Source organism: Bifidobacterium subtile, assembly GCF_000741775.1.
GTDB lineage: Bacteria > Actinomycetota > Actinomycetes > Actinomycetales > Bifidobacteriaceae > Bifidobacterium > Bifidobacterium subtile.
On the sequence record NZ_JGZR01000007.1, the window covers coordinates 273,841 to 294,248 of the forward strand.

Here is a 20,408-nt window from a genome sequence, read left to right on the forward strand (position 1 = left end):
CGATGCGGCGAAATTGAAAGTATGGCAAGATCAACGGCGGCATCCACGCCCTTCACCATCGTGATGGGCGGCGATTCCTATCTCAATGAGCAGACCGTGCGCGACTTGCGCGACCGTGCGCAGCGTCATGATCCCGCTGCGGAACTCATCGAGCTGGAGGCGGGGGAGAGCGACCAATACGCGTTCGACGAGGCAGTGAGTCCTTCCCTGCTCAGCGACAGTGCGATCGTTCTAGTCCGCAACCTGCAGAATGCCGATGATCGGCTTGGCGATGCCATGGTCAATTACTGCCGTGGCGCGAATGCGGGCGAGCCTTCGGCGGGCGTCGTCATTGCGCAGCATGAAGGCGGCGTGAAAGCCAAGCGTCTCATCGATCAACTGGTCAAGGCGGGCGCACAGCAGAAGAAGATCCCCGATCTCAAACGCCCTGAGGCCAGAATCAACTTCGTCATGCAGCGCTTCGAACGCGAAGGGCGCAGGGTCGACCCCGTGGCGGCTCAGCAGCTTGTGTCGGTTCTTGGCGACAAGACCGGGGAACTGGCGGCGATGTGCTCGCAGTTGTGCTTCGATTTCGAAGATGACCCGATAGGGCTGGATAAGGTCAACCAGTACTTGACCGCAAACCCGCAGGTCACTGGATTCGCAGTCGCCGACGCTGCCGTGGAAGGCCGCACGGCTGAGGCCATCATGTCGATGCGCGCCGCACTGCAGCAGGGCATCGACCCCATTGCGCTCATCGGCGCACTCGCCATGAAACTGCGCACCATCGCCAAAGCCTCGGCGGTGCGTTCGGGAAAGATATCACGCGCAGAGACGAAAACGAATCCTTGGGTATTGAATAATGCGATGCGCCAGCTTTCCGGCTGGACATCGCCCGGACTCGGCACATGCATACGAATGCTGGCTTGGGCCGACGAGCAGAGCAAAAGCAGCGGCGGAGACCCGGTGTATGCTCTTGAACGATCGATCGAAACCATCAGCAGCAAAGGACGAAGCCTGTGAGCGCCGTTGAAGCGAACGACAAGGACGCCATGGATATGGACGGTGGTGAATCTCAGCCCATAACGCTCCGGGTCCCCACGCCCGAAAGCATGCGGGCACTGGGGCAATACGTCGCTGGCATGACGCACGGCGGCGATGTCATATTGCTGTCCGGGCCGTTGGGCGCCGGCAAAACAACTTTTGCGCAGGGCTTCGGCGCAGGTTTGGGCGTAACGGGGCCCGTCGTGTCGCCGACCTTCACCATCGCCCGCGAAATGGAGGGCCATTTCGCCGATGGCAGCGCGGCGCACTGCGTGCATGTCGATGCGTATCGCCTCGGCGGCGCGAGCTTCGCCCCCGGCCAGAACAGCGTCGACGCGCTGCTGGACGAGCTGGAATCGCTGGGGCTCGACGAGGAGCTTGAAGATCCGGGCGAGCGTACGGTGGTGCTCATGGAGTGGGGCGAGCAGATGGTCGCAGCGCTGGCACCGGAACGCTTGGAAATCCATATCGAACGCGGCAACGGCGCAGAGTCAAGTGCGGATTCATATCCCGCCGATGCCGCGGAACGCCGAAATCCTGCGGATTCGCAGGAGCTGAGCGAGAATGGCGAGCGTGCTGTCACGCTCACGCCGGTCGGCGAACGCTGGAATGCCGAAGGAATCGGCGTTGCGATTGACGGTTTCACGCGTTCCAGTGCCGGTTGTACGCTCGTCGGTGGCAATGCCACGGGTGCTATGAAGGAACGGCTATGACGAATACTTTGGTGATCGACACCTCGTACGGTTCGACAGTGGGCGTCGTCGGCCATGAGCCTGTTGTCGAACGTGATTCGCGCACTCATGTGGAACGTCTGCAGGTCGACATCGCCGATGCAATCGAGGAAGCGGGGCTGCACTCGTCCGATATCGAGCGCATCGTCGTGGGAATAGGACCGGCTCCGTTCACCGGATTGCGCGCAGGCATCGTAACGGCCAAGGCGCTCGCCTTCTCGACGGGCGCCGAGCTGCTCGGCCAGGATGCATTGAGTGCGCAGGCAAGTATGATGGCCGCATACCATCGCGGCGAATTCCCGTTCCCCGAATCCGTTGGAGTCGCCAGGATCTCTGAAGCCTCAGGCGTGCGAGACGAAACGACCGAGTCTCCGGCAAAGCCGACAGCCGTCTCGCATGTGACGCTGGCCGTCAACGATGCCCGTCGCAAGCAGCTGTATTTCACACTGATAGCCGATGCTGACGACGCTTCATCCGGCCAATCGCATGGCAATGGCTATGGCAACCACAAGGTGCTGATCGACATGGATATCGACTATCCGCAGCGCATCGCCGAGCGGGTCAATGCGGCCATCGCGCAGCACGATAGTCTTTCGGGCACGCATACGGTGGTCGACGTCGTCGGTCATGGCGCTGCAAAATACGCCGAAAGCTGGTCAACGCTGTCGCAGCTTGGCGTAGTGCTTGATGCCTCCGTGCTGGACATGGGGTCGCAGGGCTTGACATGGTATGCCGAGCATGCTCATGCGAACAGGGGGATGACGCAGACCGGCAGCGATGGCAATGCCGATGGTGGCGCACTCGCAGATTCCTATACGAATAACCGTGCGATTTCCCCGACTGACGCGATTGAGCCGCTGTATCTGCGCCGCCCGGACGTCTCGGTGCCCAGCCCGCTCAAGCATGTGCTCCACCATGCCGGTGCCGACAGGGCCGAGTGATGATAGCCGATATCGATGCGTTCGACCGCGATACGGTAATAGGGCGCATCGCGCAGCTGGAACGCAAACTGTTCGGACGCGGCGCATGGAGCGAGAAAGCCGTGCGCGAAGAGCTGAGTGCCCCCGCTCGCACCTATATCATTGATATTCCTGATGAAGCTGTGCCCATGACGATGGCAGATGTCTCAGACGCAGAGTTGCACAACGCTATAGACACGGCGGTAGCTGCTGCGGACGCTGGGCAAAGCACGCCGACGCCGACAGAGCAGGTCATAGCATCGACTTCGCAGCCAGCACCGGCGGTGCTGGCAAGGGCTGGCGTGCGGGCGCCCGCACTCCCGACCATTCGCGGCTACGCAGGCTACTGGTATGACGGCGACGATGCCGAACTCATGACCATTGGGGTAGGCGAAGCATACCAACGGCAAGGCATCGCCCGCGCCATGCTCTGCTGGTTGATCGATGATGCACGCAAGCGAGGTGCTCAGCGCATGCTGCTCGAAGTCCGCGTCGACAATGAACCAGCCTTGTCGCTGTATCGTCGGCTCGGATTCACAAGACTAGGCTTGCGGAGACGTTACTATCAACCTGAAAATATTGACGCATATACGATGAGCTTAGAGCTACGGCCGCCTATCGTGGGATTCCAAACGATGCAGTCAGCACATGTGAATGCGGATAGCATCGGGAACATCATGCCCGGCAGCCGCGGCAACCTTGATAGTTGCAGAGCCACAGAGCAAGCGATGGCAGCAACCGCAATCAGCGTGCGCACGATGAACCGAAAAACGAACCGGCTTGCAATAGACCAAACGCAGAAAGAGGAAGAACGATGAGCGAACCCGTGGTGCTGGGCATCGAGTCCACATGCGACGAAACGGCTGCGGCCGTCGTGCAGGGCCGCACGCTGGTCTCCAACGTCGTGGCCTCCTCGATGGACGAGCATGCGCGCTACGGCGGCGTGATTCCTGAAATCGCCTCACGTGCGCACGCCGAAGCCCTCGTGCCGGTCGTCTCCAAGGCGCTGGCCGATGCTGATATGACATTGTCGGATATTGATGCGATCGCCGTATCCGCAGGCCCTGGCCTCGCCGGGTGCCTCGCGGTGGGCGTGTCGGGTGCCAAGGCGCTGGCGTGGGCTGCACACAAGCCGATCTACGGCATCAACCACGTCATCGGGCATATTGCTGTAACGCAGCTGCAATTCGGAAATTTCCCGCCCGATGTGCTCGCGCTGATTGTTTCGGGCGGGCATACCTCGCTGCTGCACGTCGCTGATGTAGCGCGGCATGTGGATGTGGTAGGCACCACGCTGGACGACGCGGCGGGGGAGTGCTTCGACAAAGTAGCCCGGCTGATCGGCTTCCCCTACCCAGGCGGCCCGCACATCGACAAACATGCACAAAGCGGCGACCCCAAGGCCATTAAGGTGCCGCAAGGCCTGACGCAAGGCAGGTCGGGGCGTGAGCATCCATACGATTTCAGCTTCTCCGGCGTCAAAACCGCCGTGGCCCGTTGGATCGAGCAGCAACAGGATGCAGGGCGCGAGATTCCAGTAGACGACGTGTGCGCGTCCCTGGCCGATTCGGTCGCCACCGTGCTGGCGAATAAGGCGATTCGCGGCTGCGAGCAGTACGGCTCCGGCACGCTGATTGTAGGCGGCGGGTTCTCTGCGAACTCGCAGCTGCGCGCCAAGCTGCTCGAAGTCGGGACCGAGCATGGCATCGACGTGCGCATACCGCAGCTGAAACTGTGCACCGACAACGGAGCGATGGTCGCCATGCTCGGCGTCAACCTCGTTGAGGCGGGCGTAGCTCCTTCCGCACCTGATTTCCCCATCGATTCGTCCATGCCCATGGATGTCATCAGCGTGTGAGGCATGCGATGGAGTGGAATGCGATGGAGTGGGATGCGGAATCTGGAATACGATCCGCGTGGTCTGCGGTTGGCAGCAAGCGACACGCCGTGTGACCGACAAGTTGCATCATTGTGATTTATGTATAGAATAAATGTCTTGTGCGCGGCGCAAAAACTAAGCACAAGCGAGCATTCCCGCATAGCTCAGTTGGCAGAGCGTTCGACTGTTAATCGAAATGTCGCTGGTTCAAGCCCAGCTGCGGGAGCTTCACGGCCGCCGGTCCCCCGGCGGCCTTTTTCATATCTACGCCATACTTAGCCTGGGCACTTCGTAACACACTGTCGTCCAGCAGATCTTCGGGCAGCACGCCCAAGAAGTCTGCTGCATTAACCACATCTGCAACGGACCAAGCCGTATTGCCCTTCATCTTCATAGATACTGAGCTCTGCCTTATTCCAAGGGGCTCCGCTAGTGAAGATTGAGGCATGCCACGCATGGAAAGATACAACTTCACGTTACGTGAGATTGTTTCTTCATATTCTTTAACGTGCGTACTTTTCGTTGCCACTGCCAAAGTCATCTTTCTGCCTTTCTAATTTCATTCGTCTTGATTGTTCTTATTCTAGACCGCTGATTTGCATTCAGTCAAACTGAATGCTAGACTGAATTCAGTTAAACTGAAATACATCAATTTAGGCGGTAACTAGTGTCGAATATGAAGCGATGGTTGCTCGAACAGGGCATCACCAACAAAATGCTTGCAACGGATCTAAATCAATCTGCTGCAAACGTTAGCGCGAAAATCAACATGAAAACCGCATGGCAGCAAACAGACCTGCTCGAACTATATCGGCTTTTTGGTTTATCTGCTGATTTTGTATTGGGTTTTTCGAGTGATCCATACGGAAAGGAGTTGGTCGAATAGGAAGGTGTTTTCATCTTCTTTTTTGTGAAAAGAAATGCCGTTCTCAGTGTTAGGACCACTGAGAACGGCGATACAACGACGTGGAGTCAAAACGACTGAACTTTTGCGAGCATCTTCCGTTTTGTCTCCCATTAAAGAGGTCATTGCGATGTCTAACTTTAACAGGTGCACCTTGGCGTTGCCCGAAGTGCGTAATAACAACAATACGAGCTTTATGGGTTCGCAGCGCCCGCCCCTGCACGTTTCTTCGTCGGAGCTTGCCCGGCGCCGCGCTATGGCGCAGCATCCCGCGAATTGCTCTGCTCGGAAGGCCGTAAGTGAGGCTGCCTACTGGCTGGGCCGAGTGGATCGGTATGCGCGCCTCGTGGGGATGGCTGTGACCACCGGCCTGCTCATGGTTTTGGCGCTGATTATTCTCGTGCCGTTCGCCTCTCATGGGCTGCTCTTTCTGGCTGTGCTGGCCGTTGCGGCTTTCGGCCTGGCGGCATGTTCCATTCTTCTGGTGGTTTTCCTGCGTGATTTGCAGGCGTCGCGGGATTTTCTCAAGGCTGAGCTGGGTTGCTCCGTCGCTGGTTTCGGAGGTGCCCGATGAAAAATGTTTCTTCTCGTTTCGCGCTGCTTCGTGGCGTGCTGTTCTGGCTGGGAGTGCTGGCGATGTCCCTGGGCGTGTATGCGGGGATTGGCTTCCTGCTGTATTTCCTGATTGGTCTGGCTGGCGTCTGGCATCCCTCGTACCTGCTGTGTGTCGTGGCCGGCGGATTCTTCGCCATGGTCTCGACGCTCGCCTTCCTGGCTCATGAGCTGATCGTCTCGCCTGAGATGGCTGATCTCGATAAGGGGGCCAAGTGATGGAGTCAACGGTTTCACGCCTGCTCAAGCGCTTGAGCAGGACGGACGAGCAGGTGTTGGCGGCCAGCGCTGCTGACGGGTCGATGGACTGCTATGTGAGCACGGTTATCGGCGTGCCGCAGGTGATGGGTCGGCGCATTGCGCCGGCTGACGGCGGCGGGGAGGCGGTCGGAATGTTGAGCATGGTTGCGGCGCGGGTCGTGCAGGGATTCTTCGAGGTGCGTGTCCGGGACGAGTCGGCCTACGGGCTGCGCGGGCAGGTGGTGACGCTGGACGAGGCTCAGGCCAGGGCGCTGCGTGACTCCCTGACTGAGGCGCTGAGCATGGATGCGGATATTCGGGCCGAGCGTGAGCGCACGCTGCGCGGCGGCATTCCGGAAGGGGACGCGCAATGATCTTGCGGATTGTCTTGATTGTGGTGCTGGCGGCGCTTGTCCTCGGTGCTTTGTTGAGGGCGTACAGAGGCAGAGATTCGGGTGATGACGGGCCTGCGGACTACGCGCGGCTATGGCTCTTGTTCGGTCTGCTCCTGGACCTGGCTCTGGTGAGTGGGGCTCCGCTCGTTCTCGACTGGTTTGGAGGTGTGCGATGAGCTGCACTGACCAGTCCCGCGTACCGGCAGGGCCGTCAGGCTGGCAGCATCCAGCCCCTGGGCCTGGACGAAGTGCGCGAGAGCACAGGCGCACACACGCTGGCGGGAGGCACACGATGATCGCGTTGATTCTCTTGTCTACGCTGCTGATACTGCTCGTTGTTCGCGCTGTTTTGGCGTTGCGCCGCGACTGTCTGTCCTCGGAAGAAGCAAATTCTATTGACGCCTTGCTCATAGCGCTCGTGATCAGCACCATACTCGCCTTGATTTTCCTACGGCACTTCGGGGGCGCGTGATGAGTGGATTTCTCGAGCCGCTGATTGTATTGCTCTCTCCGCTGCTGTGCCTGGTCATTTTCGGTGTAGTGGCTTACTTCCTGTGCGGAAGGCGCAGCGAAGATGAAAATTTTATGGGTTTCGTGCTCATAGCGCTCGTGGCCGGCATCATACTCGTCTGGATTTGCCTATGGCTAGGAGGTGCGCGATGAAGGTTGTGGATCCTATGCGCTACGCGGATGTGGCCCAGTGGGCGTGGCGTGCGTATGACGTGGAACCGCCTGCGCAGGTCGTGCTGGTGTTCCTGGCGCATTTCGCGTCGCCCGGCCGTCTTGAGGTCAGGGCGAGCGTGTCCGACATCGCCGGCGAGCTCGCCCTGAACGAGGCCAAGGTGCGAGAAGTCCTCTCGGCCCTGATCAGAAAGAAGTACCTGGAATGCCGCGGTCGGCCGATGTGGGGCTGGCCGGGATGCGGCGGGGACTCCGATCTGCAGGAGGAGAACTGGCACCTGCTGCCAGGCAGGGAGCCTTTGCCCGACAGGCACGCGAAGGAGGCAATGCTATGAGCTGGCAATGCACGTCATGGGCGCTGCGCGAGGCTTCGTGCCCGAGCGCATCGGCTCGCCTGATTCTCATTGCCCTGGCTGACAGGTGCCAGCCGGATGGCCGGTCGGCGTGGCCGACGATTAAGACGCTGATGGCCGAGGCGCATTGCTCCGAACGCACGGTGCGCCGCTCCCTGAGCGAACTGGAGGAGTCGGGCGCCATCCGGCGCGGGAACCAGGATCTCGCGCAGCGCGATGAGCATGGCCAATACTTGGTGCCGCAGTACCGGCCTGTCGTGTGGGAGTGCTGCATAGGCGTTACGCTCGAACCGGTCGCCCAGAAGCCGGGATCGCAAGCCAGGCAGGAACGCGCGAATCGCGCCAGCGGGCAGGAGCCTGCGGAGGATCCCGGGCTCCAGACCTGCCAAAATGGCAGTGCTGGAAAACCGCAGAATTCCAACGATTCCCAGACCTGTCAAAATGGCAGTGCTGTCACTGGAAACACTCCCGGGCCTGCCGCCAGTGACATGACCGGCACTGCCACCAGTGGCAGGTCTTATAAGGAAACAAATAATCTAACAAATACCCCCTCACGGTCCCCCCACGGGGGAAGCGCGCGCCAGGCGGAGGATCAGGGCGGGCCGAGCGAATCGGCGCGCGAGCTCAACCGCATGTTTGCCGCCCTGCTCGTCGAGCACGGGCTCGAGGCTCCGCCCCGAAGCGCCAGGGGGCACGCCGCCGACCTGGCCGCGGCTTGCGCGCTGCTGGACGGCCATCCGCCGGGCGAGGTGCTGGCCGTGGCATCCTGGGCCATGTCCGACCCGTTCTGGCGCAGCAACGTGCTGACCCTGGTGGCCCTCAAACGCAACTGGGCCCAGATCGCGCTGCAGCGCTCACGCCCCGGCAAGCCGGGCAAGCCGGGCGCGGAATCCTCGTTCGGCCGCATGCCGACCGAGGCGGTCATCATGGGCGTGCTGAAGCGCATGGACTTCGACGACGGGCGCTACCCGGCCGCCAAGCGCCACGTCGTGGCCGGACTGAAGGCCGGTCTGCCAGACGCGCGGATCATCGCCAACTGGCAGGCCGGCCATCAGTGCGAGGACGCGCCGCCGGCCGAACAGCAGGCCGCCGTCATCGATGGCGGATATCACTTCGCCGGCAATCTGCGCCCTGCGGAAGGAGGCGCGTGATGGCTGATTCCAGTGGCTTCCGTCGCACGCGGCCTGCGGCTGTGGGCGATTGGCGCGAGCGTGCCGAATGCGCTCGGTTCTACGCGGCGAGCCCCGTATGGGCTGACCGGATGTGGACGTTCGAGGACGCTGCCGGCGATGACCCCGTGGACCCGGTGCCCCGGACGATGGCTCGCAGGATCTGCGAGTCGTGCCCGGTGCGCTTGGAATGCCTGGCGGACGCGACCGCCGGCGGCATCCAGTACGGCCTATTCGGCGGCTTCCGGCGCAATCAGCGCCGCGCCCTGGGCAACATGGCCGAATCGGACGGCGTGACGGTGTACTCGCGCTCCGGCGAGGACCTCGATGCCCGGATCCAGGCGTTCAGGGACTGGCTGCGCAAGCATCCCGAGGCACTCAAACGGGTCGAGAGCGAGGACCACCGGCTCAAGCAGGCGCGTCGCCGCGCGCAGCGCAGGCGCAGCGTGCCGGCCAACCGGGCGTCCGCACAGACGGCGGGCGATGTTCCCGCCCTATTCCAATAGCCGGAATTCCTTATAGATCTGCAAGCAGGAAAGGAGGCTTGCCATATTGCAAGCATTCAGACAATCAGTCAACCAAGCAAGCCAGCAATCAGACAAGCATACGAACAGGCAAACGAAATGGAGAGAACGATGAAACTGGCAGTAGCGAATATCAAGGGCGGGGTCGCCAAGACCACGAGCTCGATTTATGTGGCGGAGGCGATTGTGCATCGCGGCGGCTCGGCAATAGTGTATGACGCGGATCCTCAGTCCAGCGCCTCACTTTGGGCGGACGCGGCCCGCGACAACGGCGAGGAGCTGGGATTCGAGGTACGTCCGGCGAATCTGAGCACCCTGTCCCGTTTGGGCCGGGGCGAGAGCCCCGAAGCATGGCAGATCGTGGACGCTCCTCCGCAGGGCAAGCTGCTGCAGGCTGCCATCGAGGCGTCTGATTTCGTACTGATTCCCACGAGCGACAGTCCGATGGATCTGCAGCAGGCCTGGGCGATGATGGATGAGGCGCGGGCCTCGCGGCCGGCTGCGGTGCTGGTGGTGCGCGCCGAGCCGCACACGACCGCGTACCGGCAGACGATTAATGCGCTGGCCGAGGCGAACACGCCCCGGTTTGATACGATCATCCCCAAACGGCAGGCGATCAAAAAGGCCTTGGGTTCCAGGCCTCATCGATTGTACGAGTATCGCGACCTGCTCACCGAACTAGTGGCCATTGCGAAGGACCTGAGCGGCGGAAGGGCGGAGCGCTGATGCAGGGAGGGAACTACAAGCCATTGCAGCGCTCCAGCGCGCCGATCGACGCGGTCATGTCTGGCAGCAGGCCGGCCGCGGAATCGGGAAGGGTGATGCTTTCCCTGCGTGTGCCGCCCGATCTCAGGACGCGGTTCAAGGCCGCGTGCGTCGGGCAGGGCCTGACGATGGAGCAGGCCGGAGAGCAGGCCCTGATCGAATGGCTCGAACCGAGGAAATCATGAAAGCAGACAATCATGCAAGCCAGCAGTCAGGCAGTCAGGCGAACGGAGGAATCGTGGCGGTATTCGACAAATTGCTGTGGGCGTTGAGGCTGGGTGGATGGCATATCGGCATCGTCGATGAATGGCATGTGAAAGAAGGCTGCGCCTATATCCGCCGTCGAGGGATGCGGAAGCGCGACCGTCTTGTGTTCACGCGGCAGTCTAGCGCTGCACGGCCCGGCGATATCGTGGCTTTCGTCCCCTCCCATAACGTCCTTGATCTGACTGAGACGATTCCGGTGCCATACCACGGAGGCGCGCTGTTTGGCGTCAAGGAGCTGCCACGCCGGCTGTACCGCGAGCTGGACTGGGCTGAGAATCTGTCAGGCAGTTATGCCCGCCAGCAAGTATGCAATCCATCAAATGGAACGGAGAAGAATAATGAACGATGATGAAATGAATGAGCAGAACGTAATCGACCTGATTGGCTGGGAGAAAGCGCCCGAGGCCCGCCGCGGCAATGCCGCGTTGAAAGCGACCTCCATTGCGGCGATTGCCATAGCGTTTGCGGGGAGCGTGCTCTATCTCGTCGGGTGGCTTGACATTGGCCGGCGAATCCTTTTCATCGCTCTTGTCCCCGCTTGCGCGGCCTACGTCTGCTTCAGTTGGCATCTGACGGCGTAGGAGATGGATAGTGCGGCACCGCTTCGGGCTGCTCGACATCGCCTGCATTGCGCGAAGGGGAAAGAGGAGCGTCACGTCGGCATTGAGCGAGAGCGGGGAACATCCGATCCGCTACGTGACCAAGGATGGCTACCCCCACAAAGGCACTCTTATCGTCCAGCACAGCGGCACCGTAGTCGACGGCAACGTCCGCTATCTGGTCGCCATCCAGCGTGACGACGGCACCTACCTCGACGCTGTCGAGACGCTGGAAGCTGCTCGCTCCATTGAAGAAGGAGTGATAGCGCATGACGTTCTATGACTGGCTGGCGATCCCGCTGTTCGCTATGCTTGTCTGATTGCTGGCTTGCTGGCATGCATGACTGCATGCTTTCCTTCATCGCTTCGCCGCGCGCTCTTGGGGCGGGCGCTGGCCCGCCGGCCGGGTCTGACAATGGGCTGCGTGTCCGTCGGCCACCGGGGCGGGCGGAATGAGGAAGGAACCATGCAGATGGGAACGCACAGAACCCGGCTTCTGGCCGGGCTGGCGGCGTCGGCCGTGCTGCTGTCGGGACTGTCGGCCTCGCCGGCGATCGCGATGGCCGACACGGCCACGAAACCGCAGCAGCAACAGACGCAAACGCAAGCGAAGAAGCAGACGAAGGACCAGGAGCCGACGCCCGCCCCAAGCGACGCCGGGCCGAGCCCCGCGCCGGCCGGGGACGCGACGCCACCAGCCGCAAGCGCCAGCCTGGCGGATCTGATCGCGCAGGCTCACGACACGCTGGAGCACAAGACGGACGACTACACCAAGGCGACGCTCGACGCGCTGCGCGACGCGCTGGGCAAGGCCGAGGCATTGGACCCCTCGGCCGACGAACAGGCGACCGGCCAGGCGCAGAGCGCCCTGGACCAGGCATTGCAGGCGCTCACCGCGATCGCATGGAGCGCGGACGGCACGGCACTGGCGTGGGACGGGTCGCAGTACGCCGGCACCGCCGGCCCGCTCGACCATGAGCCGGCAGCCAGCGTGACGGCATCCAGCAACGACACGGCCCTCAAGCCCGTCGAACTGCAGGCGTCGGGCAAGCCGGCCGACCCCGTGTCCACGGATCTGGGCGTCATCCGCTACCAGGGCGCGCGCGACTACACGGGCGCGAGCGGCAACGGGAACCGACCCCTCGCGTTCTCGCAGCCCTACGACTACCAGGCCGGCTCGCCCATCGAGGTGCTCAACCCGCAGGGCGACCCGGTCACCTGGCAGCCGTCGGGCCTGAGCGTGCAGGCGGCCATGACGGCCAGCCTGGACAAGGCCAACAAACCGGCCACGCAAGCCATCCAGGTGAACGGCGAGAGCATCCCGATCACCTGGGACGGCGCGGTGGACGTGCACGACACGGACACGGCCCGCACCTACACGCGCACCGGCACCGCAAGCGGCACGCTGAGCATCAACGGCGTCGAGCAGGCCTGGTCGGTGAGCCTGGTCGCCAGCCGCACCGAGGGGAAGGTCGCCTCACTGAGCGTCCTGGAGCGCACGGCCGACGGCGCTGAGAGCCAGCATCCGGTCGACGGGTTCAACCCCGCGAGCCTCGAATACTCGCTGACGCTGCCCTACGGGTCGATGACCAGCCAGTTCGCCCTGGGCTACACGAGCGCCGCGGGCGACAGCGCGTCAGTGACCGAAGGCGATCCCGTCCGCCCCGGCCTGGGCGGCGACGGGTCGAGGATCCTGGGCATCACGCTGGACGGCGTGACCTACCGGGTCACGGTGCGCTTCGCGCCCCCGACGCCTGACGCCTCCAACTCAGCCGCCCGCCTAGCGGGCATCTACGTGAACCGCGACGGCACGACCGCCAAGGGCGCGCTGATCGACGGCTGGAACCCCGACGTGCTGGACTACACGATCCGGATAGCCGCCGACGCGCCCAGCGTCTACGTGCTGCCCGAAGCGGGCGACGGGGTCAGCGTGAGCGCCGCCGACGTGACGCAGACCGCGTACGCGGTGCGCCAGACCTGGAACGTGACCGCCGCGAACGGCGAGCACCGCGTGTACACGGTCACCGTCGTGCGCGACCACGCGCCGACCGCCGCCGAAGGCTTCCAGCCCAAGGACCCCAAGGACACGGGAGGCACCAGCGCGGCGAAGAGCGACAAGGAGACGGACGTGGAATCGCACGGCTGGATCGACGCCAAGGGCGCATACCACACGGCGAACGCGAACGACTACGTGATCGAGGAGGGCGGCACGTTCGCCTACTCCTCCTACGCGGGCCAGACGATCGCCGCGTCCGTGCGCAAGATCGCGCAGATGCGCTACGAGTACACGCTCTCGATCCTCGCCCCCGACGGCGTCACATTCGCCCGGCACACGTACACGGTCACCTACCTGACCGAGGCCACCCACCGGGTGAGCGTGACCGGCATCCTGGTCGACAACAAGGAGATCAGCGGGTTCGACCCGTCCAGGCACGAGTACGACGCCACGGTCGAGACCCTGGACCACTGGACCGTCAACGCCACATTCGACAAGACCAGCGGCATGAGCATCACCATCCACAAGGAGCATGCCCAGGCGGTGATCACCGCCGTGAGCGCCGACGGGCTGACCCGCGAGACCTACACGGTGCGCGTGCACGTCGCCGCGATCGGCGCGGGCGAGAACGGAGCCGTGCAAGGCGCCGAGCTGGCAAACACCGGCTCGAACGTCCGCCTGCCCCTGTTCGCCGCGATCGGCGGCACGATCATAGGTCTGCTGCTGCTGGGCGTCGGCGTTCTGCGCCGCCGCCGCTCCGGCAAGGAGGAGTGAGCGGCTTCCAGCGTCGCGCTACATCGAAGCGCCCGTCGTCCCACTGGGATGGCGGGCGCTTTTGCATGCCCGGCCGGGCCGTGCAGAGGGCGGGCGCTGAGCCTCGGCTGCGGCCTGAGAATAGGCGGGCAAACCAATCCGAACACTATTTCGAAAGGCCATCAATCATGTTCCCTTACGCTGTTCTTTCCGCCGTCGAGGCCGCGAGCCTGAGCACCCCGATGCTCACCTCCCTCATCGACCTGCTGAACAAGGCCCTGTACCTAGGCGGCGTCGTGCTGATCGTGTTCGGCGGCGTCACCGTGGGCACAAACCTCAAGGACCACAACGGTCCCGCCATCACGGGCGGCATCCTGCAGATCGGCGGCGGCGCGCTGGTGGTCGCCTGCGGCGTGCTGCTGAGCACCATCAGCCTGTCCTGAGCCCTAACCGAAGGAGGCGATCAATGGACTGGGTCAAGGACATGCTCAACGCGATCGGCAGCGGCGTGGACTCGGGCATCCTGTCGACCATGAAGCAGTCGCCGGCCGAATTCAACTCGACCCTGTACAGCCTGTCGGACACGATCGCATCGAACGTGGGCAAGCCCATCGCCTCGGCGGTCCTCTCCGTCGTGCTGGTGCTGCAGCTCATCAACGCCGCCAACCGAGCCGAGGGCGACCGGCAGACCGGCGTGAAGCTGATCGGGATCACGATGATCCAATGCGCGATAATCCTTGCGTTCGCGCAGAACGCGAGCCTGATCCTGCAGACGATCAACAGCATCGGCGACTGGGCCATGGGCACGGTCGACGCGGCCACGTCCGTCACCACGGGAGGAGGGCCCGGAAACCTGGGCGACATGATCGGCGACCAGCACCTCAACCCCCTGGACACCGGGCTGGCGATGCTGCTCCTGCTCCTGCCGTTTCTGGTGAGCAAGGTCGCGGGCATCGTGGTCACGGTCGTGGTCTACCTGCGCTTCATCCAGCTCTACCTGATGGCCGGCTTCTCATCGATGCCCGTCGCCTTCCTGGGCAACGAGCACACACGGGCCTGGGGCATCGGGTACTTCAAACGGTACACGGAGACCGTGTTCCAGACCGTGATCCTTTTCCTGAGCGTGGCCTTCTACCAGCACCTGGACGTGAACCATCCGGGCAAGCTGGCCGACGGGCAGGCGCTCAGCGGCTGGATCATCGAGAACTTCGGCCAGCTCATCCTGGCGAGCGTGCTGCTGATAGCCGTGGTCGCCCTGAGCAACAAGGTCGCCAAGGCAATATTCGGCGAATAGCCGTAAAGGGGGAAGACATCATGGCATTGCAGATGCCGGTTTACAAGGAACTGAATTCGGTGGAGCCCAAGGTCATGGCGGGCATGACATGGCGGCAGTGGGCCGCGGCGACGGGCATGGCCGTGCTGGGCGGAGGCTCGTGGGCCGTGTGCTCGCTGCTCCTGCACCAGGACGACATCGGGCAGATCATCGTGCTCGCGGTGTGCATCCCGTTCGCCGCATACGGGTGGTGGCGGCCCAAGGGCATGAAGCCCGAACGCTACCTGCCCTACCTGTGGCGCTGGTACGGGTCCGGACAGCGCAGGATCTATCACGACGGGCCCGCTGCGAACATGCAAGGCGCGAAGAAGCCGACAATCAAGGAACGATAGGAAGAAAGGACGAGAAGCATGGCGAGGAAGGCGAAACGGGCCAGGAAGGCCGAGCAGAGCGAGGAACAGGCGCGCAAGGCGGCGAAGGACCGGAGCGTGAAGGCATTGATACCATACGACGCGATCCTGTCCAACGGCGTGGCCTACCTGGGCGGCGACGAATGGAGCATCTCCCTGCTGATCTCGGATGTCAACTATCTGATCAGCACCGAGGAGCACCAGATGGAGATCCTGAACAAATGGGCCAAGTTCCTGGACACGTTCGATTCCACGGCTCGCCTGCAGGTGCTGGTCCTCAACCGCATGCTCTCCAGCGCGCTGGTCGCCGACCAGCTCTCCCTGAAGCCCAAGGGCGACGGGTTCGACCCGCTGCGCGAGGACTACGACCGGGTCGTGCGCGACAAGCTCATGACCATGAGCCGCAACACGGTCACCTCCAAGCTGGTGACCGTCACGGTCAGGGACCCGGACAAGGAGCGCGGCCTGCTTGCCGTGCAACGGCTCGCGATGAGCGCGGAGAGCCAGCTCAACCAGATCGACGGGTGCAAGGTCACCCGACTGGACAGGACGGCACGCCTGCGCATGATCAGCGCCGCATACCGGGGCGAGGCCCCATTCGCATTCCGCGAAAGCCAGTTCGAGGACGAGAGAACCTCCACCAAGGACTACGTCGCGCCCTGGGCCATCGACCTGACCGATCCCAAGACGCTCAGACTCGTGAACCAGGACGGCGACATCTGGCACCGGTCGCTGTGGATCCGCGACTACCCGCCCGAACTGTCCGACCGGCTGATCGGCAAGCTGACCGAACTGCGCGCCTCGATCGCGGTGAGCATCCATTTCAGCCCGCATTCGCGCGGCGACGGCCTCGACCTGGTCAAACGCAAGGTCGCCGAACTGGATATGCAGATCGTCACCGAGCGGAGACGCAACATCAAGCAGCATCTGCCGGCGGACGAGATATCGGCCGAGCTGGCTGACTCGAAGGAGCAGGCGACCGCATTGCGCGACGAGCTGCAGCATTCCAACCAGCATCTGATCGACTCGATGCTCGTGATAGGCGTGAGCGCCGCCAGCGAGGACGAGCTCGACGGACACGTGAAGGACGTGCTGCAGATATGCCGGCAGGAGTCATGCACTGCCGAATCACTAAGCTACATGCAACTGGAGGGCCTGTCGGCCGAGCTGCCGCTGGGCGTGAACCAGCTGCCCATGTCGCGCACGCTGACCACGAGCAGCGCCGCCATCCTGATCCCGTTCACCACGCAGGAGGCTTTCGAGCCCACCGGCACCTGGTACGGGACGAACGCGCGCAGCGGGAACGCGCTGGTCGTCGACCGGACGCTGCTCATGAACCAGAACGGGTTCACGCTGGGCACCACCGGGTCGGGCAAATCCCAGGAGAACAAGCTCGAGATGCTCACCACGTTCCTCAAATCGGGCGACGACATGATCGTGGTGGACCCGGAGCACGAGTACACGCCCCTGTGCGAGGCGATCCACGGCACCGAGGTCGAGATCAGCGCATCGAGCAGCCAGATGCTCAACCCTATGGACATCGTCCTGGACAACGCGGGCGACGGCAACCCGGTGCGCGCCAAGTCGGTCAGCGTGCTCTCGATGATCGGCGCGCTCATCGGCGGCACCACCGGCCTGGAGCCTGCCGCCAAGGGCTTGCTGGACCGGTGCATCATCGGCCTGTACGCCGAGCTGCAGTCCGATCCCGGACGCCCGCAGCCGACGCTGCACGACCTGCGCGACCGGCTCCTCGCATTGAACGAGCCGATGGGCGAGCAGATCGCGCTCGAACTGGAGATGTACACCGAAGGCAGCCTGTCGGGCTTCTCCGGTCACACGAACGTCGATCTGGACAACCGCTTCGTCAACTTCGACGTGAGCGGCCTGGACGGCGAGCTGCGCACGTTCGGCATGATGGTCGTCCTGGACGCGGTGTGGAACCGGGTGCTGCGCAACCGTCAGGCGGGCAAGCGCACCTGGCTGTGGATCGACGAATTCCACCGGTTCTTCGGCAACGAATACGCGGCGAAGCAGTTCCTGGACATCTACAAGCGCGGCCGCAAATATGGGCTGGGCGTCACCGGCATCACCCAGAACATCGAGGAGCTGCTCGAGAACAACGAGGCGCGGCTCATGCTGTCCAACAGCGATTTCCTCGTGCTCATGAACCAGAACGCCTCGGACGCGGACACGCTCTCCGAACTCATGCGCCTGAGCCCGGAGCAGCGCGCCTTCTTCACCGGCGTGAACGCCGGGCAGGGCCTGATCAAGGTCGGTTCCGCATGGATCCCATTTGACGGGCGCATGCCCACGGATTCGAGCATCTACCGCATGTTCACCACCAAATTCGGGGAAAGCGCATGATCCAGGCCATCAGCACGAACGGGGGCGACGCGTCCGACAAACTCATCAGACGCACGACCCTCGCCCGCAGCGAAAGCCTGGCCAGCGACCACGCATCGGCCGGACTGGCGACCGGCACGCGCCCGTCCGCATCCGGCGCGCCCAGCGAAGGAAACGCCGCGCCGGACGGCCCTGCCGATGCTCCCGCCGGACCAGGCGGCGGAACGCCGGCCTCCGGCCCCGCCTCGGGCCGTTCGGCCGGCCGTGGCCCGGGCTTCTCCCAGAGGGCGGCAACTCCTTTGGGCAAGACCGTCAGAGTCGTCAAGGCCAGTGCCCACGGCGTCAAGTACATAGGCCATAAGGGGCTGAAGGCGTCCGACCGGCTGCGCTCCACGATTCGATCCCAGGGTGACATGGACCACGAGGACTTCTCCTCGCGTGTCTCCGACGTCACCTCGAAGACCTTGGAGCAGACAGTGCGCAAGGGGGCGCCCAAGACATTGCGCGCAGGCGTCTCCGGCGTGAAAGGCACGGCGAAGGGCGGGATGGCCGCCTATCGGGGCGGAGTGCGCGCGGTCAACGGCACCAGGAGCATGTTCGCCAAGGCGAGGTCCGCCGGAGCGGCGACGGCCAGGACGGCCCGGCGCGCCGCGGAGCTTCCCGGCAGAGCGCGGCCGGAGCATTGCGCGCGGCCAGGATGGTCAACGCCGCCGTGCGGTTCATCGGCGCGAAGATCGGCGCGCTGCTCGCCTCGGTCGCCTCAATGCCACTTATGCTCATCATGGCGGTCGTCGCGATCGTGCTCGCCGTCATCGTGAGCATCCTGGCATGGATCCCCGGCATGGTCAGCGAATCGGACGGCTCGCTCACGAACGTTCCCGCGAAGTACGTCGACGTCGTGATGCGCGCCGGCCAGGTGTGCGACACGGTCACCCCTCCGGCCATCGCCGCGCAGATCGAGCAGGAGTCCGGCTGGAACCCGCAGGCCCAGTCGGCCGCCGGTGCCCAGGGCATCGCCCAGTTCATGCCCGGCACCTGGGCCTCAAGCGGCAAGGACGGCGACGGCGACGGCCGGGCCGACGTCATGAACCCGATCGACGCGATATGGAGCGAAGGCAACTACATGTGCGGGCTGGCGGGCCAATTGAAAAGCGCGCTGGACGCGGGCCGCGTGTCCGGGGACCTGCTGGACCTGACGCTGGCGGCCTACAACGCGGGCATCGGCAACGTGTACTCTGCGCACGGCATCCCGCAGATCAGCGAGACGGTGAATTACGTGCGCTCCATCCGCACCCTCATGGCCAAGTACGTGAGCACCGGCGGCCAGGGCGGGGGCGCGAGCGTCGGATCTCTCAAGCCGCCCCTGGTGATGAGTCCGGACGGCTACCACGTCGACGTGGCCGCGACCGGCACAAACGAGGGAGCAGCGCCCAGCTACCAGCGTTTCCAGTGCACCTGGTGGGCGGCTATCCGCCGCTCCCAGATCGGCAAGCCCGTCGACCCGTATATGGGCAACGGCGGCCAGTGGGGCGCGACGGCCGCACGGCTCGGCTACCCGATGGGCGGCGGGCCGCGTCCCGGCGACGCCATCAGCTTCCATCCCGGCGTCCACGGCTCCGATCCGCTCTACGGGCATGTCGCGATCGTCGAGGAGGTCAAGCCCGACGGGTCGATCGTGATCAGCCAGTCCGGCACCGGATGGATGGCTGTCGTGGTCGAGACCATCAGCAAGCAGAAGCTCGACGCCATGGGCTCGGGCGTCGACTTCATCCACTGAACCAACCAAGGAGAACCATTCCCATGTCCCGCAAGCACCGAACAATGCTCGCCCTTCTCGCCATTGCACTGACGATAATCCTGCTCCTGCTCGGCTGGGCCGGGCGCCGCGCCATGAGCCAGGCGTCGAGCGAGCCCACGCCGAGCGTCATCAGAACGACGGCCGGCGCGAAGCCGCAGCCGCCCAAGACTGATCCGGCGCTCAAAACACGGGACGCTCAGCGGCTGTGCGAACAGACCGCGCCCAAGGTCGTCACCCTGTATGTGACCGATTCGCCGGACCGCAGCCATCTGCTGGACGAGTACTTCACGGCGCATGCCACTGGCAGGAACGTGCCCGTTTCGCACATCAAGCCGCAGCCGGCCAAGCAGTTCGCCGGCGCGCTGAACGTCGAGCAGCCGGTAGGGCACGCGGTGTGCAGCGTGAACACCGGCCTGCAGTCAAGCCCGTGGATGCTCGAATTCGACTGGGAGGAAACCCTCGGCTGGCGGTGCACGTCCATCCAAGGGTGTTTTGGTTCAATTGTTTTTTGTGGTTTTGGTCAGGTAGTTTTTTCGGGTTTGGGCGTGGGGCATGCTGACCATAGTCGGGCTGTACCTTGGTAGTGCTTCGTTATCTATCGAGGAGGGCCGGAAAGGCAATGATCAACATGTCCAGAATCAATTCTATCCGTCGTCGGCGCAGGGAGGGCGAGTCCATCGCTTCGATCGCGCGCGCCGAAGGCGTCAGCGAGCCGACGGTGCGCAAGTATCTGA

The 20,408-nt window shown here is 63.5% G+C and carries 27 protein-coding genes, 1 tRNA gene and 1 pseudogene; 28 read left to right on the top strand and 1 reads right to left on the bottom strand.

Annotated elements, in window-relative coordinates; translation table 11 throughout:
- Nucleotides 1-21: 21 nt before the first annotated feature.
- The 6 genes and pseudogenes from holA to BISU_RS08095 all read left to right on the top strand — a co-directional run bounded on the left by holA (nt 22) and on the right by BISU_RS08095 (nt 4,818).
- Nucleotides 22-1,002, top strand: a complete 981-nt coding sequence (gene holA, locus BISU_RS08070) for a DNA polymerase III subunit delta (RefSeq protein WP_024464044.1) — start codon at nt 22-24, stop codon at nt 1,000-1,002.
- Nucleotides 1,003-1,037: 35 nt separating this feature from the next.
- Nucleotides 1,038-1,736 (top strand): tRNA (adenosine(37)-N6)-threonylcarbamoyltransferase complex ATPase subunit type 1 TsaE, encoded by a 699-nt coding sequence (tsaE, locus tag BISU_RS08075; protein WP_152599057.1) that lies wholly within the window; start codon nt 1,038-1,040, stop codon nt 1,734-1,736.
- Nucleotides 1,733-2,695 (top strand): tRNA (adenosine(37)-N6)-threonylcarbamoyltransferase complex dimerization subunit type 1 TsaB, encoded by a 963-nt coding sequence (gene tsaB / locus BISU_RS08080; RefSeq protein ID WP_024464046.1) that lies wholly within the window; start codon nt 1,733-1,735, stop codon nt 2,693-2,695. Before tsaE ends, tsaB begins: the two co-directional genes overlap by 4 nt.
- A pseudogene (gene rimI, locus BISU_RS08085) lies at nt 2,695-3,381 on the top strand (ribosomal protein S18-alanine N-acetyltransferase); the annotation flags it as partial. The gene tsaB and the pseudogene rimI, both read left to right, overlap by 1 nt.
- Before the next feature lie 146 nt (nt 3,382-3,527).
- Nucleotides 3,528-4,571, top strand: a complete 1,044-nt coding sequence (tsaD, locus tag BISU_RS08090; protein ID WP_024464048.1) for a tRNA (adenosine(37)-N6)-threonylcarbamoyltransferase complex transferase subunit TsaD — start codon at nt 3,528-3,530, stop codon at nt 4,569-4,571.
- A 174-nt stretch (nt 4,572-4,745) separates the two neighbouring features.
- Nucleotides 4,746-4,818, top strand: a tRNA-Asn gene (locus tag BISU_RS08095).
- On the opposite strand, the gene BISU_RS13565 is transcribed toward BISU_RS08095, so the two are convergent.
- Nucleotides 4,780-5,133, bottom strand: a complete 354-nt coding sequence (locus tag BISU_RS13565; protein ID WP_081672773.1) for a helix-turn-helix domain-containing protein — start codon at nt 5,131-5,133, stop codon at nt 4,780-4,782. The genes BISU_RS08095 and BISU_RS13565 overlap by 39 nt on opposite strands.
- Nucleotides 5,134-5,268: 135 nt before the next feature.
- On the opposite strand from BISU_RS13565, the gene BISU_RS08100 reads away from it, so the two are divergent.
- The 22 genes from BISU_RS08100 to BISU_RS12120 form a co-directional block, all read left to right on the top strand.
- Nucleotides 5,269-5,478, top strand: coding sequence for a hypothetical protein (locus BISU_RS08100; RefSeq protein ID WP_033502479.1), 210 nt, complete (start codon nt 5,269-5,271; stop codon nt 5,476-5,478).
- A gap of 172 nt (nt 5,479-5,650) precedes the next feature.
- Complete coding sequence (locus BISU_RS12815; RefSeq protein ID WP_152599034.1) at nt 5,651-6,070, top strand: hypothetical protein; 420 nt, start codon at nt 5,651-5,653, stop codon at nt 6,068-6,070.
- Entirely contained in the window at nt 6,067-6,327 is a 261-nt protein-coding gene (locus tag BISU_RS08110; RefSeq protein ID WP_024464051.1) for a hypothetical protein, read from the top strand. The genes BISU_RS12815 and BISU_RS08110 overlap by 4 nt, the downstream gene beginning before the upstream one ends.
- Complete coding sequence (locus BISU_RS08115; RefSeq protein WP_024464052.1) at nt 6,327-6,722, top strand: hypothetical protein; 396 nt, start codon at nt 6,327-6,329, stop codon at nt 6,720-6,722. The genes BISU_RS08110 and BISU_RS08115 overlap by 1 nt, the downstream gene beginning before the upstream one ends.
- A gap of 313 nt (nt 6,723-7,035) precedes the next feature.
- Nucleotides 7,036-7,215 carry a hypothetical protein gene (locus tag BISU_RS08125; protein ID WP_024464054.1) on the top strand — a complete coding sequence of 60 codons (180 nt, stop codon included), beginning with the start codon at nt 7,036-7,038 and terminating at the stop codon, nt 7,213-7,215.
- A gap of 187 nt (nt 7,216-7,402) precedes the next feature.
- Nucleotides 7,403-7,759 carry a hypothetical protein gene (locus tag BISU_RS08135; RefSeq protein ID WP_024464056.1) on the top strand — a complete coding sequence of 119 codons (357 nt, stop codon included), beginning with the start codon at nt 7,403-7,405 and terminating at the stop codon, nt 7,757-7,759.
- On the top strand, nt 7,756-8,928 hold the full coding sequence (locus BISU_RS12965; protein ID WP_051246206.1) for a helix-turn-helix domain-containing protein: 1,173 nt from the start codon (nt 7,756-7,758) through the stop codon (nt 8,926-8,928). Before BISU_RS08135 ends, BISU_RS12965 begins: the two co-directional genes overlap by 4 nt.
- Entirely contained in the window at nt 8,928-9,452 is a 525-nt protein-coding gene (locus tag BISU_RS11680; protein ID WP_024464058.1) for a WhiB family transcriptional regulator, read from the top strand. Before BISU_RS12965 ends, BISU_RS11680 begins: the two co-directional genes overlap by 1 nt.
- Nucleotides 9,453-9,581: 129 nt before the next feature.
- Nucleotides 9,582-10,196 (top strand): ParA family protein, encoded by a 615-nt coding sequence (locus BISU_RS08150; RefSeq protein WP_033502599.1) that lies wholly within the window; start codon nt 9,582-9,584, stop codon nt 10,194-10,196.
- Nucleotides 10,196-10,420, top strand: coding sequence for a ribbon-helix-helix protein (locus BISU_RS08155; protein ID WP_033502595.1), 225 nt, complete (start codon nt 10,196-10,198; stop codon nt 10,418-10,420). Before BISU_RS08150 ends, BISU_RS08155 begins: the two co-directional genes overlap by 1 nt.
- A 53-nt stretch (nt 10,421-10,473) precedes the next feature.
- Nucleotides 10,474-10,851, top strand: a complete 378-nt coding sequence (locus BISU_RS08160; protein ID WP_152599060.1) for a hypothetical protein — start codon at nt 10,474-10,476, stop codon at nt 10,849-10,851.
- Nucleotides 10,841-11,083, top strand: coding sequence for a hypothetical protein (locus BISU_RS08165; RefSeq protein ID WP_024464060.1), 243 nt, complete (start codon nt 10,841-10,843; stop codon nt 11,081-11,083). Before BISU_RS08160 ends, BISU_RS08165 begins: the two co-directional genes overlap by 11 nt.
- An 82-nt stretch (nt 11,084-11,165) precedes the next feature.
- The gene (locus tag BISU_RS08170) at nt 11,166-11,384 is read left to right on the top strand and encodes a hypothetical protein (protein ID WP_152599062.1); all 219 of its coding nucleotides are present in this window, start codon (nt 11,166-11,168) and stop codon (nt 11,382-11,384) included.
- Between the two features lie 183 nt (nt 11,385-11,567).
- The gene (locus BISU_RS08175; protein ID WP_052115685.1) at nt 11,568-13,871 is read left to right on the top strand and encodes a cadherin-like beta sandwich domain-containing protein; all 2,304 of its coding nucleotides are present in this window, start codon (nt 11,568-11,570) and stop codon (nt 13,869-13,871) included.
- A gap of 167 nt (nt 13,872-14,038) precedes the next feature.
- Nucleotides 14,039-14,293: a hypothetical protein gene (locus BISU_RS08180; protein ID WP_202805576.1), complete on the top strand. Its 255-nt coding sequence runs from the start codon at nt 14,039-14,041 to the stop codon at nt 14,291-14,293.
- Between the two features lie 23 nt (nt 14,294-14,316).
- Nucleotides 14,317-15,144 carry a hypothetical protein gene (locus BISU_RS08185; RefSeq protein WP_024464064.1) on the top strand — a complete coding sequence of 276 codons (828 nt, stop codon included), beginning with the start codon at nt 14,317-14,319 and terminating at the stop codon, nt 15,142-15,144.
- A 20-nt stretch (nt 15,145-15,164) separates the two neighbouring features.
- Nucleotides 15,165-15,515, top strand: coding sequence for a PrgI family protein (locus BISU_RS08190; protein ID WP_024464065.1), 351 nt, complete (start codon nt 15,165-15,167; stop codon nt 15,513-15,515).
- A gap of 18 nt (nt 15,516-15,533) precedes the next feature.
- Nucleotides 15,534-17,897: a VirB4-like conjugal transfer ATPase, CD1110 family gene (locus tag BISU_RS08195; RefSeq protein ID WP_024464066.1), complete on the top strand. Its 2,364-nt coding sequence runs from the start codon at nt 15,534-15,536 to the stop codon at nt 17,895-17,897.
- Nucleotides 17,894-18,694, top strand: a complete 801-nt coding sequence (locus BISU_RS13205) for a hypothetical protein (protein ID WP_051922011.1) — start codon at nt 17,894-17,896, stop codon at nt 18,692-18,694. The genes BISU_RS08195 and BISU_RS13205 overlap by 4 nt, the downstream gene beginning before the upstream one ends.
- 83 nt (nt 18,695-18,777) lie before the next feature.
- Nucleotides 18,778-19,653 carry a lytic transglycosylase domain-containing protein gene (locus BISU_RS08205; protein WP_233419510.1) on the top strand — a complete coding sequence of 292 codons (876 nt, stop codon included), beginning with the start codon at nt 18,778-18,780 and terminating at the stop codon, nt 19,651-19,653.
- Nucleotides 19,654-19,676: 23 nt separating this feature from the next.
- Entirely contained in the window at nt 19,677-20,258 is a 582-nt protein-coding gene (locus tag BISU_RS08210; protein WP_024464068.1) for a hypothetical protein, read from the top strand.
- A 44-nt stretch (nt 20,259-20,302) separates the two neighbouring features.
- A partial coding sequence (locus tag BISU_RS12120; protein WP_156100197.1) for a helix-turn-helix domain-containing protein occupies nt 20,303-20,408 on the top strand: 106 nt, incomplete at its 3' end.